This window comes from Litoreibacter sp. JB4-2, from assembly GCF_055693445.1.
On the sequence record NZ_CM146334.1, the window covers coordinates 3,162,756 to 3,178,421 of the forward strand.

16 protein-coding genes are annotated in these 15,666 nt (G+C 61.2%); all 16 read left to right on the plus strand.

All coding sequences use genetic code 11. From position 1 onward, the window contains the following. Positions 1-107: 107 nt before the first annotated feature. The 16 genes from ACZ1G7_RS15755 (at position 108) to ACZ1G7_RS15830 (ending at position 15,660) form a co-directional block, all read left to right on the plus strand. Positions 108-1,487: a trypsin-like peptidase domain-containing protein gene (locus tag ACZ1G7_RS15755; protein WP_472660334.1), complete on the plus strand. Its 1,380-nt coding sequence runs from the start codon at positions 108-110 to the stop codon at positions 1,485-1,487. After that, positions 1,487-2,788: a replication-associated recombination protein A gene (locus tag ACZ1G7_RS15760; protein ID WP_472660335.1), complete on the plus strand. Its 1,302-nt coding sequence runs from the start codon at positions 1,487-1,489 to the stop codon at positions 2,786-2,788. Before ACZ1G7_RS15755 ends, ACZ1G7_RS15760 begins: the two co-directional genes overlap by 1 nt. Positions 2,789-2,956: 168 nt before the next feature. Next, positions 2,957-3,346 carry a fluoride efflux transporter CrcB gene (gene crcB / locus ACZ1G7_RS15765; RefSeq protein WP_472660336.1) on the plus strand — a complete coding sequence of 130 codons (390 nt, stop codon included), beginning with the start codon at positions 2,957-2,959 and terminating at the stop codon, positions 3,344-3,346. Further along, the gene (locus tag ACZ1G7_RS15770; protein WP_472660337.1) at positions 3,343-4,398 is read left to right on the plus strand and encodes an RluA family pseudouridine synthase; all 1,056 of its coding nucleotides are present in this window, start codon (positions 3,343-3,345) and stop codon (positions 4,396-4,398) included. The genes crcB and ACZ1G7_RS15770 overlap by 4 nt, the downstream gene beginning before the upstream one ends. Beyond that, positions 4,386-5,066: an HAD-IA family hydrolase gene (locus ACZ1G7_RS15775; protein ID WP_472660338.1), complete on the plus strand. Its 681-nt coding sequence runs from the start codon at positions 4,386-4,388 to the stop codon at positions 5,064-5,066. The genes ACZ1G7_RS15770 and ACZ1G7_RS15775 overlap by 13 nt, the downstream gene beginning before the upstream one ends. Beyond that, positions 5,063-5,770 (plus strand): ATP12 family chaperone protein, encoded by a 708-nt coding sequence (locus ACZ1G7_RS15780; protein ID WP_472660339.1) that lies wholly within the window; start codon positions 5,063-5,065, stop codon positions 5,768-5,770. The genes ACZ1G7_RS15775 and ACZ1G7_RS15780 overlap by 4 nt, the downstream gene beginning before the upstream one ends. A gap of 238 nt (positions 5,771-6,008) precedes the next feature. Beyond that, entirely contained in the window at positions 6,009-7,028 is a 1,020-nt protein-coding gene (locus ACZ1G7_RS15785; protein WP_472660340.1) for an amino acid ABC transporter substrate-binding protein, read from the plus strand. Between the two features lie 136 nt (positions 7,029-7,164). Further along, on the plus strand, positions 7,165-8,394 hold the full coding sequence (locus tag ACZ1G7_RS15790; protein WP_472660341.1) for an amino acid ABC transporter permease: 1,230 nt from the start codon (positions 7,165-7,167) through the stop codon (positions 8,392-8,394). 1 nt (position 8,395) lies between these two features. Beyond that, the gene (locus ACZ1G7_RS15795; RefSeq protein WP_472660342.1) at positions 8,396-9,700 is read left to right on the plus strand and encodes an amino acid ABC transporter permease; all 1,305 of its coding nucleotides are present in this window, start codon (positions 8,396-8,398) and stop codon (positions 9,698-9,700) included. A 15-nt stretch (positions 9,701-9,715) separates the two neighbouring features. Continuing rightward, the gene (locus ACZ1G7_RS15800) at positions 9,716-10,507 is read left to right on the plus strand and encodes an amino acid ABC transporter ATP-binding protein (RefSeq protein ID WP_472660343.1); all 792 of its coding nucleotides are present in this window, start codon (positions 9,716-9,718) and stop codon (positions 10,505-10,507) included. 212 nt (positions 10,508-10,719) lie between these two features. Beyond that, positions 10,720-11,004, plus strand: coding sequence for a DUF6525 family protein (locus tag ACZ1G7_RS15805; RefSeq protein WP_472660344.1), 285 nt, complete (start codon positions 10,720-10,722; stop codon positions 11,002-11,004). Positions 11,005-11,015: 11 nt separating this feature from the next. Then, positions 11,016-12,539: an ABC transporter substrate-binding protein gene (locus ACZ1G7_RS15810; RefSeq protein WP_472660345.1), complete on the plus strand. Its 1,524-nt coding sequence runs from the start codon at positions 11,016-11,018 to the stop codon at positions 12,537-12,539. Beyond that, complete coding sequence (locus ACZ1G7_RS15815; RefSeq protein ID WP_472660346.1) at positions 12,536-13,219, plus strand: ATP-binding cassette domain-containing protein; 684 nt, start codon at positions 12,536-12,538, stop codon at positions 13,217-13,219. The genes ACZ1G7_RS15810 and ACZ1G7_RS15815 overlap by 4 nt, the downstream gene beginning before the upstream one ends. Next, positions 13,213-13,938 (plus strand): ABC transporter ATP-binding protein, encoded by a 726-nt coding sequence (locus ACZ1G7_RS15820; RefSeq protein WP_472660347.1) that lies wholly within the window; start codon positions 13,213-13,215, stop codon positions 13,936-13,938. The genes ACZ1G7_RS15815 and ACZ1G7_RS15820 overlap by 7 nt, the downstream gene beginning before the upstream one ends. Next, positions 13,935-14,873 (plus strand): ABC transporter permease, encoded by a 939-nt coding sequence (locus tag ACZ1G7_RS15825; RefSeq protein ID WP_472660348.1) that lies wholly within the window; start codon positions 13,935-13,937, stop codon positions 14,871-14,873. The genes ACZ1G7_RS15820 and ACZ1G7_RS15825 overlap by 4 nt, the downstream gene beginning before the upstream one ends. Then, positions 14,866-15,660, plus strand: a complete 795-nt coding sequence (locus ACZ1G7_RS15830) for an ABC transporter permease (RefSeq protein WP_472660349.1) — start codon at positions 14,866-14,868, stop codon at positions 15,658-15,660. The genes ACZ1G7_RS15825 and ACZ1G7_RS15830 overlap by 8 nt, the downstream gene beginning before the upstream one ends. The last annotated feature ends 6 nt before the right edge of the window (positions 15,661-15,666 follow it).

Below are 15,666 nucleotides of genomic sequence, written 5' to 3' on the forward strand. Positions count from 1 at the left end.
CATCAGTCAAAGCCCCGTCAGTTTCTGGCGGGGCTTTTGCGTTGAGGCCATTGTGTTGATGCCGTGACCTGCACATATGCTAAGATGCCCGAATGAAAGAGGTATCTATGCGTTTCCTGCTCATCTGTCTTGTTGCAGCGTCTCTGTCCGGCCTGCCTGCATCCGCGCAACAGGTGCCGCAAAGCCAGCCCGAGATCTCGCTCAGCTTCGCACCGCTCGTCAAACAGGCCGCCCCCGCCGTTGTGAACATCTTCGCCAACCGCGTGGTCGAACAACGCGTCACGCCCTTCATGGGCAACCCGTTCTTTGAGCAGTTTTTCGGCGATATGCGCCAAGCCCAGCCCCGCTTGCAAAACTCGTTGGGTTCCGGCGTGATCTTGTCGGAGGACGGCATCGTCGTGTCCAACTATCACGTGGTCGGCATGGCCACCGATATCCGCGTCGTGCTGAAAGACCGCCGCGAATTCGCCGCGACTGTGTTGCTGGCGGATGAGCAAAGCGACATTGCCATCCTGAAAATCGAAAGCCCCGACCCGCTGCCGTGGTTGGACCTGCGCGATTCAAACGACGTCGAAGTGGGGGAGCTCGCCCTGGCCATCGGCAACCCGTTCGGCATCGGCCAAACCGTCAGCTCTGGCATTATCTCCGGGCTCGCGCGCTCCGGCGTGCAGACCGGCAACGCCCGCGGCTATTTCATCCAAACCGACGCCGCGATTAACCCCGGCAATTCCGGCGGCGCGTTGATCGACGTCACAGGCCGGCTCATCGGGGTCAACACCTCGATCCTGACGCGTTCGGGCGGTTCCAACGGGGTCGGCTTCGCGATCCCGTCCAATCTGGTCGCGCAATTCGTTACCCAGGCCCGCGACGGCGCAGATCAGTTCATGCGCCCCTGGGCGGGCATCAACGGGCAGGCGGTCGATAGCGACGTGGCCGCAGGCTTCGGGCTGGACGTCCCCGAAGGCGTGGTGATCGCCGCGATGCACCCGCTCAGCCCCTTTGCCGCAGCCGGGCTTGATGTGGGCGACATCGTTCTCAGCGTCGACGGGCTGCCTGTCAACGCGCCCGCCGAGATGCTGCACCACATGTCGGTGCGCGGTGTCGGCGCGGAGGCGGACATCGAATTCCTCTCAGACGGCGAAATCCGCCGCACACGCGTCGCGCTTATTGTGCCGCCCAACGATCCGCCCGTCGATCTGCGCCGCATTGGCGAAGGGGGCTTGGCCGGGCTGTCCGTGGCCACGCTCAATCCCAGCCTCGCCGCCCGAAACGGGTATCGCAGCGACGTAACTGGCGTTGTTATCACTGACGTCCAAGGCCCGCTGCGCCGCGTCGGGCTGCGTCCCGGCAACATCATCCTGTCCATCAATGGCACGAAAGTCACCACAAGCGCCGAGGCGGAGGCGCTGGGCAGTGTCGACGCTCGCAATTGGCGCATCGACGGGATCGATAATGGCCGCCGTTTCACCTACCGGTTCCGCCTCTGATGGCCGATCTGTTCGACAGCGCCGTCCCGGCTGGGCCCGCGAAAATGCAGCCGCTGGCCGACCGCCTGCGCCCGCAATCTTTGGACGCCGTCATCGGGCAGGAACAGGTGCTTGGGCCGGATAGCCCGCTGGGTGTGATGCTGGCCAATCGCTCCCTCGGGTCGCTCATTTTCTGGGGGCCGCCCGGCGTGGGAAAAACCACCATCGCGCGGCTGCTCGCAGGCGAAAGCGATCTGCATTTCGTCCAGATCAGCGCAATTTTCTCTGGCGTGGCCGAGCTGAAAAAGGTGTTTGAGGCCGCCAAAATCCGTGCCGCAAACGGGCAGGGCACGCTCTTGTTCGTCGACGAAATCCACCGTTTCAACAAGGCCCAGCAGGACGGGTTTTTGCCGCATATGGAGGATGGCACGATCCTCCTCGTCGGCGCCACCACCGAAAACCCGTCTTTTGAGCTCAACGCCGCGCTCTTGTCCCGCAGCCAGGTTCTGGTCCTTGAACGGCTTGACCTGAAAGACCTCGAACGCCTCGCCCAACGCGCCGAGAAAGAGCTGAACCAACCGCTCCCGCTTACCCCCGATGCCCGCGCGGCGCTCTTGGAAATGGCAGATGGCGATGGCCGCGCGCTTCTCAACCTGATCGAACAGGTCAGCGCCTGGAAAACCCAACAAAAGCTCGACCCCGAAGGCTTGTCCAAACGTCTGATGCGCCGCGCCGCGCAATATGACAAGTCGGGCGACGCGCATTACAACCTGATCTCCGCGCTGCATAAATCCGTGCGCGGGTCCGACCCCGATGCCTCGCTTTACTGGTTTGCGCGCATGCTCACGGGGGGCGAAGATCCGCGCTATCTCGCCCGCCGCATCACCCGTATGGCCGTCGAAGATATCGGGCTCGCCGACACCAACGCGCATCGGGTCTGCCTCGATGCGTGGGAAACTTATGAACGGCTCGGCTCGCCCGAAGGGGAACTTGCGCTGGCGCAGGCCGTGATCTACCTCGCCCTCGCGCCCAAATCCAACGCGGCCTATGTGGCCTATAAGGCAGCAATGAAATCGGCCAAACAAACCGGTTCCGAGCCGCCCCCGAAACACATCCTGAACGCGCCGACCAGCTTGATGAAAGATCAGGGCTACGGCGACGGCTATGCCTATGACCACGACGCGCAAGATGGGTTTTCGGGCCAAAATTACTTCCCTGAAACGATGAAACGCGGCGTCTACTACACCCCTGTGGAACGCGGCTATGAGCGCGAGCTTAAAAAGCGCGTCGATTATTTCGCCAAGCTCCGCGCGAAACGCTAGTCCCTTCATTGTTTCAAAAATATTCCGGGGGAGGCGCAGCCGGGGGCAGAGCCCCCACTCAAATGTCGCTTGCGGCGCAGCCGCTCCGTTAGGGCACTCAACCCGACGCAAGCTTGAGCAACCCGACACAAGCTTGACACTGGGCCCGGCAGGGCACAGAGAACCGGGATGTTTATGACCACCCTTCACGTCGCCCTGGGCGGCGCAATTGGGGCCGCCTTGCGGTTCCTCATTGGTGTGGGCGTCTTCAAGGCAACCGGGCCGGGATCCTTTGCGGGGTTTCCGCTGGGCGTGCTGACGGTCAATGTTCTGGGCAGCTTTGCAATGGGGCTGTTTGTGGTTTTTGCCGCCAAAACATCGAACACCCATCTCAGCCCCTTCGTGATGACCGGCATTTTGGGCGGGTTCACCACGTTTTCGGCCTTCTCTTTGGAAGCCTACACCTTATTTGAAAGAGGGCAGACCGGCGCCGCCGCACTCTATGTGGGCGCCTCTGTTATTCTGTCCATCGCCGGGCTGATCGCCGGCATCATGATCGCAAGAGGGATATGGGCATGAGCCGCGTCCAAACGATAGAAATCCGCGACGACGAGGCTGAGCAACGGCTCGATCGTTGGTTCCGCCGCCACTTCCCGCATGTCAGCCAGGGCCGCGTCGAAAAGATGTGCCGCAAGGGCGAAATCCGCGTTGATGGCGGCCGCGTGAAATCAAACACACGCGTGGGTCCGGGCCAGCAGGTCCGCATCCCGCCACTGCCCAGCCAGGATGAGATCGAGGCGCAGCGCGCCCAACCTTTTGTGTCCAAAGCCGATGCCAAGATGATCCAGGATTGCGTGATCCACATGGATGACGACGTGATTGTGATCAACAAACCCGCCGGGCTCGCGGTGCAGGGCGGCTCTAAAACCACCCGCCATGTCGATGGCATGTTGCCCGCATTGCAATATGACAAGCATGAACAACCCCGCCTCGTTCACCGGCTCGACAAAGACACGTCGGGCGTTTTGGTCTTGGCGCGCACCCAAGCCGCGGCCAGCCATCTTACCAAGGCCTTTCGTCATTTCGGCACGCGCAAAATCTACTGGGCGCTTGTCGCGGGCGTGCCTTATCCCAAGATCGGCACCGTGAAATTCGGCCTTGTCAAAGCACCCGGTCACGGCGCCAAGGGGGAAGGCGAGAAGATGCACGCCATCCATCCGCGCGACGTTGATGCGACCTATGGCGCCAAACGCGCCCATACCGACTATGCAACGCTCTGTTTCCTCGGGCAGCGCGCCGCATGGATGGCGCTGGTCCCGGTGACAGGCCGCACGCATCAGCTACGCGCGCATATGGCTGAGATGGGCCATCCTATTGTGGGCGACGGCAAATATGGCGGCTCAGGTCAGGAAAATCTGGGTGATGGCTGGGGTGCCGAGCTGGGGGAGGAAGTCTCCAAGAAGATGCACCTCCACGCGCGTTCGCTCACGATACAGCACCCCAACGGCTCAGAGCTGCATATAGAGGCCAAACTCCCGCCCCATATGCAAAAAACCTGGGATTATTTCGGCTGGACCGAACGCGACGTGCCCAAAGACCCGTTTGACGGGGATGAGACATGGCAGAGCTGAAACTGGTCATTTTCGACGTCGACGGCACGCTGATCGACAGCCTCGCGCATATCAAAACCGCGATGACCCGCGCCTTTGATGCCTGCGGGCATATCGCCCCGGATGAGGCAGCGGTGCGTTCCATCATCGGGCTGTCCCTGCCTGAAGCGATGCGCAAGCTCGATCCGAACCTGTCGGACGCGGAGGTTCTGGAAGTGGTCGAGGCCTATAAGAACAGCTTCAACGCCTCCGCCACGGCTGATGTGCAGCGCGAGGCCCCGATGTTTGCCGGCGCGAAAGACGCGCTGGCCCGGCTGAACCGCAGCGATGAATTGCTACTCGGTGTCGCCACCGGAAAATCGCGCCGCGGGCTGGTGCGGATGATGGGGGTTCACGCGTTGGAAGGGATTTTCGTGACCACCCAGGTCGCCGATGACCACCCGTCCAAACCGCACCCGTCCATGATCGAACAGGCGCTCTATGAGACCGGTGTGAAGGCAAAGAACGCCGTCATCATCGGCGACACGTCCTTCGATATGGAAATGGGCCGCAATGCGGGCATCCATACAATCGGTGTACGCTGGGGCTATCACGCGGATGCGGCGCTGGAGCCATATTGCGACCATTTGATTGACGATTTCGCAGCGCTGGACGGTGCTGTGGCCGACCGGTTGGGGATTTCGATATGAGCGATTGGGCCGCGAAACGATTTTGGGACAAGGCCGATGTCGCGCCCGCAGCAGGCGGGTTCACGGTGGCACTCGATGGCCGTCCAGTGCGCACCCCCGCCAAAGCGCCGCTGATTGTGCCAACTCGCTCCATGGCCGACCAGATTGCCGCCGAATGGGACGCGCAGGAGGGCAAGATCGTGCCCGCCACCATGCCCTTCACCCGCTCCGCCAATGCCGCGACCGACAAGGTGGCCGTGCAGCATGCCGAGGTCGCCGATATGCTGGCCTCCTACGGTGACAGCGACCTCATTTGTTACCGCGCCAGCGATCCCAAAGGCTTGGTGGAACGGCAAAACAAGGGCTGGGACCCGCTGGTCGACTGGTCCACGACCCATCTCAAGGCGCCGCTTCAGGTCTATGTCGGCGTTATGCACGCCCAGCAGCCCAAGCCCAGCCTCGAGACGCTGTCAAAACGGGTGCACCAAATGACCCCGTTTCAGCTAACGGCGTTCCACGATCTGGTGTCGCTGTCGGGCTCGCTGATCATCGGCTTCGCGGTGACGGAGGGCTACGCATCAGCAAACGCAATGTGGGATATCAGCCGAATCGATGAGCAGTGGCAGATCGACCAATGGGGCGTCGACGACGAGGCGGAGGCCCAAGCGCAATTTAAGAGGGCTGATTTCATGCATGCCGAAGCTTTCTTTCGTGTTAGCGCCTAAAGCGTGAACAAATCTGCCAGTCTCGCGGTAGATTGTTGAACAAGTTGGAAAATCGCAAAAATTTCTGCGTAAAAATTGGGCTTTCCCTTGGGTAAATTTGCTTAATAACCTTGACCTTAACGTTGAGGTTTGGCCTTATCGGCCCTCATCGGGGGTGGGAGTCCCCGCGACATAAACGTGGCCCAATTGGCCAAACATATCCGCCCTGCACTCGGGCGGGCATCAGGAAGAGGTAAAAATGAAAAAATCACTGTTTCTCGGAGCACTGACTGTCGCGGGCCTGGCGGCCTCCGGTCTTGCTGCGCAGACACTTGACGAAGTCAAGGCACGTGGCACGCTGAACTGTGGCGTCTCAACCGGCGTTCCAGGCTTTGAAGCACCAAACGCTGAAGGCATCTGGGAAGGCTTCGACGTAGACGTATGCCGCGCTGTTGCCGCTGCCGTTCTGAACGACGCAAGCGCCGTGGAATTTGTTCCAACAACCGGTAAAACACGCTTCACAGCGCTGGCATCCGGCGAAGTTGACATGCTGTCCCGCGTGACAACATGGACATTCAGCCGCGACGTCGACCTGAAGTTCGAATTTGTTGGCGTGAACTACTATGACGGCCAAGGCTTCATGGTGCCAAAAGAGCTGGGTGTCACATCGGCAACCGAGCTGGACGGCGCAACTGTCTGCATCCAGACCGGTACAACAACCGAGCTGAACCTTGCTGACTACTTCCGCGTCAACAACATGTCTTACGAGCCTGTGCCAATCGAAACACAGACAGAAGCACAGCAGCAGTACCTTGCTGGCGCGTGTGACGTGTACACAACTGATGCGTCCGCGCTGGCGTCTGTACGGTCGTCCTTTGCTGACGGTTCTGCACACGTAATCCTGCCAGAAATCATCTCCAAAGAGCCGCTGGGCCCGTTGGTACGTCACGGTGATGCAGAGTGGGGCGACATTGTACGTTGGACATTCAACGCTTTGGTTGCGGCTGAAGAGCTGGGCGTCACATCGGCAAACATCGCTGAGCTGGGCGCTTCTGCTGGCAACAACCCAGAGATCAACCGTCTCTTGGGCACCGAAGGTAACCTCGGCGAGATGCTGGGCCTCGACGCTCAGTGGGCATACCGTGCCATCTCCGCAGTGGGTAACTACGGCGAAAGCTTTGAGCGCAACATTGGTGAGAACACGCCAATCGGTCTGGCGCGCGGTCTGAACGCGCAGTGGACTGCTGGTGGCCTGATGTACTCCCCACCGTTCCGCTAAAAACTTCAAGGAAAGGGCGCGGTTCATCCCGCGCCCTTTTCTTATCTACTGCCAACAGATTACGTTTTAAGTCAGGCCACCCCGCGCAACGACGCGACCTTTTAAAAAGGCCTGACACAGACAGGGGACGTCCAAGATGACGACACTCACTGACCCTCCCAAGGAGTCATTCCAGCTTTCTATGCTGCTTTACGACACGCGTTACCGGTCGATGACCATTCAGGTAATTGCACTGATCGGGTTTAGCGCGTTTGTCTGGTGGCTGATCGGGAACACCGCTCAAAACATGGCCGCGCTGGGCAAGACCCTAAGCTTTCGGTTCCTGTGGGAACCCGCTGGCTACGATATCAACCAACGTCTGATTGAATACACCTCCCAATCAAGCCATTTCCGCGCCGCGATCGTCGGCGTGTTGAATACGCTGGTGATCGCTGTGTTGGGCTGTGCGCTTGCGACGGTGCTTGGGATCATCATCGGGGTGCTGCGCCTGTCCAAAAACTGGATCGTGGCCCGCATCATGACGGTCTATGTGGAAATGTTCCGCAACGTCCCTGTGCTCCTTTGGATCGTGCTGGCCATGGCCATCATGATCGAAACCCAACCCGCACCGCGCGCCTTTAAGGGTGAGGATGCGACTGCCTCGATGCTGTTTGACGCCGTGGCCATCACCAACCGGGGCGTCTTTATCCCCGGTCCAACATTGGATGGTGGGTTTGCAAGCTCGGGCCTGAACTGGCTGATCGTTCTGGCGGTCTTCGTCGCCTCGATCTTCGCTGTGCGCTTCGTGCGCGCCCGCGCCTCCGCCACGCAGGAAGCAACCGGTGTGCGTCCGACAACTTGGTACCTGCAGCTGGGTATCTTGATTGTGCCAGTGGCGATTGTGCTGATGATCTTCGGGCTCTCCTGGTCAACGCCAGAGTTGAAAGGCTTCAACTTCAAAGGTGGTATCCACCTGCGGAACTCGCTGATTGCTTTGTGGTTGGCCCTGTCGCTCTATACTGCCGCCTTCATCGCGGAAAACGTGCGCTCAGGCATCATGGCCATCTCTAAAGGCCAGTCCGAGGCCGCAGGTGCTTTGGGCCTGCGCCCTAACCGTGTGATGAGCCTCGTCGTGCTGCCACAAGCGCTGCGCGTCATCATCCCGCCGTTGATCTCGCAATACCTCAACCTCACCAAGAACTCGTCGCTGGCGATTGCGGTGGGATATATGGACATCACCGGTACGTTGATGGGCATTTCGCTCAATCAGACGGGTCGTGAGCTGGAAACGCTGCTTTTGGGCATGCTGATCTACCTCACCATCTCGCTGCTGATCTCGGGCGCGATGAACATCTACAACGCACGCATGCAATTGGTGGAGCGCTAGGATGGCTGACACAAACACAAATTCCGTCGCTTTCGTTCGCGAAACCATGTTGGAACAAAAAGCGCCCCCCGCGACAGCGGTGGGTCCTATCGGCTGGGCGCGGGAAAACCTGTTTTCCAGCCCGGCTAACACGGTCATCACCATTTTGGCCTTTGCGTTCCTCTACCTGATCCTGTCGATCCTCATCCCATGGGCGTCGCATAATACCTGGTCTGCGTCTTCGCTTGCCGAATGCCGCGAAATGACCGGCAAAGATCACGGTGCCGCCTGTTGGGGCGTCATCAACGAACGCTGGCGTCAAATCCTGTTCGGCAATTATCCGGTGCATATGCGCTGGCGGCCGATCCTGGATCTGGTGCTGCTGGGTGTGGCGCTCGCGCCGATCTTGTTCACCAACCTGCCGCGCAAAATGCTGTATTTCTCGGCCGCGTACCCGTTCATCATGCCTTGGCTGATCTGGGGTGGCACCGTTTGGGTGCCCGTCATGGCCGCCATGGGCTTCGTCATTGGCTTCCTGGTTATGAAGTTCGGCGAAAAAGCCATGGGCTCGCTCTTTGCGATGGTTGCGGCGGTGGTTGCGGCGATCATTTGGTGGGTGTTCCTGCTGGGCCCTGTCTCAGGTGCCTTCGCGTCGGTCCTGCCGCTCGCACTGGAGCCGCTCAATTCCTCACGTGACATCGGCGGCTTGCTTCTGGCCTTCGTCATCGGCGTGGTCGCCATCGGCCTCTCGCTGCCCATCGGCATCGTGCTCGCCCTTGGCCGTCAATCCGATCTGCTGATCGTCAAAACACTCTGCGTGGGCTTCATCGAGTTCATCCGTGGCGTGCCGCTGATCACGCTGCTCTTCGTGGCCTCAACGCTGCTCAACATCTTCATGCCGCCCGGCACGAATTTCGACATCGTGTTGCGGGTGATCATCATGGTGACGCTCTTCTCGTCGGCCTATATGGCCGAGGTGATCCGGGGCGGGCTCGCGGCGCTGCCAAAGGGCCAGTACGAGGGCGGCGACAGCCTGGGCCTCAACTACTGGCAGGCGCAGCGGCTCATCATCATGCCGCAGGCGCTGAAAATCTCCATCCCGGGCATCGTGTCGACCTTCATTGGTCTGTTCAAAGACACCACGCTGGTGTCGGTCATCGGCCTGATGGACCCCATCGGCTGGGCCACAGCCATCCGGGCGGACACCAACTGGATCGGCATCCTGTGGGAGCTCTACGCTTTCATCGCGGTGCTGTTCTTCATCGTCTGCTTCGGCATGTCCCGCTACTCCATGTATCTTGAGCGCAAGCTCAAAACATCTCACTAAGAAAGGGTCTGTTTTATGTCTGAATTGGCAACTGACCGCGCAATCGACCGCTCCAAGATGCAAGTCTCCGATGAGGTCGCGATCCAAATCTCGGGTATGAACAAGTGGTACGGCACCTTCCACGTGCTGCGCGACATCGACCTGACCGTGCAGCGCGGCGAGCGTATCGTCATCGCCGGGCCGTCTGGGTCGGGCAAGTCCACGCTCATCCGCTGCATCAACCGGCTTGAGGAACATCAGGCCGGCCAGATCATCGTCGACGGGACCGAGCTGACATCGGATCTGAAAAACATCGACAAGATCCGGTCCGAGGTCGGCATGTGCTTCCAGCACTTCAACCTCTTCCCGCATCTCACCATCTTGGAAAACTGCACGCTCGCCCCGATCTGGGTGCGCAAGACGCCCAAGAAGGAAGCCGAAGAAACGGCGATGCACTTCCTTGAGAAGGTGAAAATCCCCGAACAGGCCGACAAATACCCCGGCCAGCTTTCGGGTGGGCAGCAGCAGCGGGTGGCAATTGCCCGCTCGCTCTGCATGAAGCCGCGCATCATGCTGTTTGACGAACCCACATCCGCCCTCGACCCCGAAATGATCAAAGAGGTGCTCGACACCATGATCGAGCTAGCCGAGGAGGGCATGACCATGCTCTGCGTGACCCACGAGATGGGCTTCGCCCGTCAGGTCGCCAACCGCGTGATCTTCATGGATGCCGGTCAAATCGTTGAACAAAATGAACCGGAAGAGTTCTTCAACAACCCCAAATCGGAACGCACCAAGCTGTTCCTCAGCCAGATTTTGGGGCACTAAACACTCTCAGATATTTCCGAAAAGGCCCTGCTTCACGCGGGGCCTTTTTTTAGGCACATGCCACGTCAGGCGCTGCGTAAACGATAGGCGGCCGCCCGTATAAGGGGCTGTGTCCGGGCTTCTACTTTTCAGCCAGCATAACCGGTTGCGTGTTTTTGGCGGCTTCGTTAATGACGTTATGATATAACATATCTAGCCCACGGACGACCCCGATGCAGAACCGCGCGTCACGCAATCTCGGAACCACCAGCCTGCGCGCCAAGCGTCGCACCGCTGACCCGATGACAGCCTATGACGCGTTACCCGGCCCACTTCGCCAATGGTTGGCGCAAGCCGTACTGCCGTGGTCGCCCAATTCAGCAAGACGTGTCTGGAGCCGTGCCCGCGCACGCGGATGCAGCGTCGATGAGACGCTCCATTCACCTGCTCAGGTCGAAATGCGCACACTTGCCCGCGACAAATATGCGGGCCTGTCACAGTTTAGCCCTTCAAACTAAGAAAGCCCTCTATGTCTTTTTTTACCCGGACCATCTCTGCGGCCTGCCTCGCACTTGCCGTCTCCCTTCCTGCCGTCGCGCAGGAGGGTAGCCTCTCAATCGCCGTCACCTTCGGGCCGCAATCCGAAGTGCCCGATCCGCGCTCAGGCTATAATGGCTGGACGTCGAACCAGACTGGCGTGACGGAAACGCTGATGGGCATAGACTATGACATGAACATCTACCCACGTGTGGCTGAAAGCATTGAACAAGCCGGCCCGACGACATGGCGGGTGACCTTGCGCGACGGTGTTCAGTTTCATGACGGCACCCCGGTGACGGCCTCTGCGGTGGTCACTGCAATCTCGGCGATTTCAGATGAAACGCATGCTGGTCATAATGCCCGCGTCGCGAAATTGCTGGATCTGGCAAGCATCACGGCCGAAGGCGACGACGCCATCGTGTTTGAAACCAACAGCCCAAGTGCGGCGTTTCCATGGAACCTGTCTGACCCGGCTGTCGCGGTGTTGGGCGCGGCGTCTGAGGATTTCCCGATCAACGCCACAGGCCCCTATGTGTTCAAGGAAGCAATCCCCGACCAGCTCTACCGCGCTGAGGCCAGCACAAATTACCGTCTCGGCACACCGGGTCTGGAAGAGGTCCGCGTTGTTGTCGCCGCCGACCCGGCTTCTTCGGCTCTAGCCTTTGAAGCGGGCGAAGTTGATATGGTGATCAACTACCCCGAGGCCGATTTTGACCGCATCAAAAGCACCGGCGCATTAGGCTTTTCGGCACCCACTGCACGGCTGTATTTCTATACGCTGAACGCTGCCAGCGGCCCGATGGCCAATCCGCTGATCCGTCGCGCCGTGTCCTTGGCAATTGACCGCGACGGCATCGTCACAGCTGCGCTGTCAGGCGTCGGTGGTGTGCCCGCAGGCACGATCTACCCCGAAGGCAAAGGCTGGGCCGCCGACATACCGGCCACCTATGATCCAGCTCAGGCCGAGGCGCTTTTGGCCGAAGCCGGTGCCGTCAAAAAGGGCGGTCGCTGGATGCTGGATGGCGCCCCGCTGGAAATCGACATTGTGACTTATTCGGGCCGCGCGGCCTTGGCGCCAACGGCTGAGCTGACACAAGCCTTCCTGCAAGCAATTGGCGTTACCGCCAATGTGCGCGTCGGCGAATACGGTGCCAGCAATGACGCTATCGCGGCGGGTGAGGCGGATATGTTCCTGCAAGCCTGGGTGACCACGCCACAAGGCGATCCCGGTGCCGTGTTGGAAGCGCTTTTGAAATCCGATGGCGGCTCGAATGCGGGGCAGTACACCAATCCTGAGCTTGATCAGTTGCTGGCCGATGGTCGCACGACATTTGATGCGGATATGCGCAAGCGGATCTACGATGCGGTGCAGCAGATCATTGCGGCTGATACGGCGATGATCCCTGTGTTTCACGTCTCGCAGGTCAATGTGGCGCGCGCGGGTCTGACCGGATATCAGGTCCACCCGACGGAAACCTACTGGATCACCCATGAGACGGCGCTGACAAAATGACACTTCATGTTTCCGGCCTAAGCGCGGTGCGCTCGGGCCGGACCATTCTACACCCCACCACGCTCGCGATTGCCCCCGGCGACCGCATCGGACTAGTGGGCGCGTCAGGCTCCGGCAAATCGACGCTGGGCCATGTGCTCATTGATGATTTGCGGGCGCAGGGCCGTTCCGTCGCCCATGTTCCCCAAAGCCCGGATGAGGCGCTGGACCCGTTGCGCAGCATGGGGTTTCACTGGCGCGAAGCCGTGCGCGCGCTGGGCCTTCCCCAAGATGACACGCAGCGCGACACGCTGTTCGCGGCCCTCAGCCTTGGCGACGGCGATCTCGGCAAACGCCCCTGGGGCTGGAGCCGGGGCATGCAGCAACGCTTCGTCATCGCCATGGCAATGATCGGCCAGCCCGACCTGTTGGTGATGGATGAACCCACCTCCGCCCTTGACCCCATCGTCGCCGCTCGCGGCATGGCGCTGCTGCACAGCTACCTCGACGGCCGCGACACCGCGCTCTTGCTGATCACCCATGACCTTGGCCTCGCCGCGCAACATGTCGCCCGGCTTTTGGTGATGGAGGCGGGCCATCTGGTCGAAGACAGCCCGACCGCCACATTGCTCGCCGCCCCCCGAACCGAGGCCGCGCGCGGGCTCTGCGCGCATCGAAACTGGCTGGCCCTGCCATGCTGAATGTCGACGACATCACCGTCAAACGCGGCAGCCATGTCGCGCTGTCGGGCATCTCGCTGGGTCTGCCCGCCCGCAGCACGCTGGCGGTGGTCGGCGAAAGCGGCGCCGGAAAGTCAACGCTCATCGCCGCCGTCTTGGGCATGTTGCCCCCATCGCAGGGCCGCATCACTTGGGACGGCGCGCCCGTCACCGCCTGCCGCCCGGCGCTGGTCATGCAGGAGCCGCGCGCCGCCTTCAACCCGGTCCTGCCCTTGCGCAAATCCGTGCTGGAACCGCTGACCGCGCGCGGCGAAACCCCGATGCCCGACCGCATCGCGCGGCTCTGCGACGGGTTGGAGCTGCCGCAAACCCTGCTGGACCGCCGCCCCGGTGAGGTCTCCGTCGGGCAGGCGCAGCGCGCGGGCATCCTGCGCGCGCTTATCGCCGCGCCCCCGCTGGTCTTGTTCGATGAGCCGCTCTCGGCGCTGGATGCGGTGACGCAAAAGCACACCGCCCGGCTGATCGCCGACCTGCAGCAGGAGGAAGGCTTCGCCGCACTCATCGTCACCCATGATCTGGGCTATGCGGCGGCCTTCAGCGACCAGATCGCGGTGCTGCAGGCCGGGCGCGTGGTCGAGGCGACGCCCACTGCAAGTTTCGTGCAAAACCCGCAATCCGCCTATGGCCACAGCCTGCGCGATGCGGCCTTCGCCCTCGGCGCGTTGGAGCAGGTGGCGTGATAAAAGCAATCCTGGGGCTTTTGCTGCGCGCGGTGGTGGTGCTGACGGGCACCGCAATTGCGACCTTCACGCTGCTTTGGAACGCGCCGGGCGATCCGGCCCTTGCCATTGCGCTGGCGCGGTTCAAGGTGGTGGTCCCCGATGAGGTCATCGACCAAATCCGGGCGGAGGCCGGGCTCGATGCAGGGTTCTGGCCTGCCTTCATGGGCTGGATCGGGCCGCTTTTGACAGGCGATTTCGGCAAATCCTCGGTCACGGGCCGCGCGGTCTGGCCCGATCTGGCCACGGCCATGTCCTACACATTGCCGCTGGCCTTCGCAGCACTCGCCATTGCGCTGGCGATTTCGGTGCCCTTGGCCATGTTGGCCACCCGCCGCCCCGGGGGCTGGGTAGACCGGTTTGCGGTCGCCATTGCGTCGCTCGGGACGGCGATCCCGGCCTATTGGCTGGGGCTGCTTCTGATTTTGCTTTTCGCCGTGCAGCTGGCGTGGTTGCCTGCGATGGGCGCGCGGACGCCGTCGCATATGATCTTGCCCGCGCTGACGCTGGGGTTGGGATCGGCGGCGGCGCTGACGCGCATCATCCGCTCCGGCATTCTGGAGGCGCAGGGGCAGGCCTTTCTGCCCGCTTTCCGGCGGCGTGGCGTGTCCAAACGCAACCTGGGCCGCGATCACGTGGCCCCGCATGCAGCCATCCCGGTCGTGACCGTGTTCGGACTTGAGCTTGCCTTCCTGCTGGAGGGATTGGTGATGGTAGAGGTCATTTTCGGCCGCCCTGGGCTTGGCGGGTTTCTGGTCAGCGCAATCGGCGCGCGCGATTTCCCGCAGGTGCAGGCCGTGGTGATTGTGGCTGCGTTAATCTTTGTCACCATCAACCTGCTGATCGACCTCATTTACCAGGTCATCGACCCGCGGATTGGGGGGCAGAATGCGTAGTCTGGTCACGCTTGTCTGCGTGTTGTTGCTGGTGGCAATTGGCGGGCCGCTCGTGGCGCCGCATGACCCCACAATGATCAACATTCCCGCCCGGCTCAGCCCGCCGGGGGCCGATTGGCTGCTGGGCACCGATGCGCTTGGCCGTGATATCTTGTCGCGTCTTTTGCACGGTGCGCGTTGGTCGCTTGGGCTGGCGTTCCTGATTTCCCTGATCGGGCTTGTCATCGGGACAGTCGTGGGCCTTACGGCGGCGCTTGGCGGCAAGACGCTCGATTGGCTGTTGATGCGCGCCACAGATTCCTTTCTGGCCTTCCCTGAGCTGGTCGCCGCCGTCGTCATCGCGGGCATTCTGGGCGGCGGCGTCAACAGCCTGATCTTCGCGCTCAGCCTCACCGGTTGGATGCGCTACGCCCGGGTCGCGCGCGGTATCGGGCTGTCGGTCAGCTCGCGTGGCTATGTATTGCAGGCAAAACTGGCAGGGCTCTCACCGCTTTCAATTGCACGCTGGCACTATCTGCCGTCGCTCTTGCCGTCGCTGACGGTCGTGTGGACCGGGGCATTTGCCCGCGCCATTCTGGGTATCTCAGCGCTTGGGTTTCTGGGGTTTGGCGTGCAGCCGCCCATGCCGGAATGGGGCACGATGCTGCTGGATGCGCGTGTTCACATGCGCTCAACCCCGTTGCAAATGATCTGGCCCGGCATGGCAGTTGTGCTGTGTGTGTTGGCCATCAACCTGACAGGCGATGCCATGCGCGATGCTATGGCGAAGACGGATGTCAGCCATTGAGGGGAG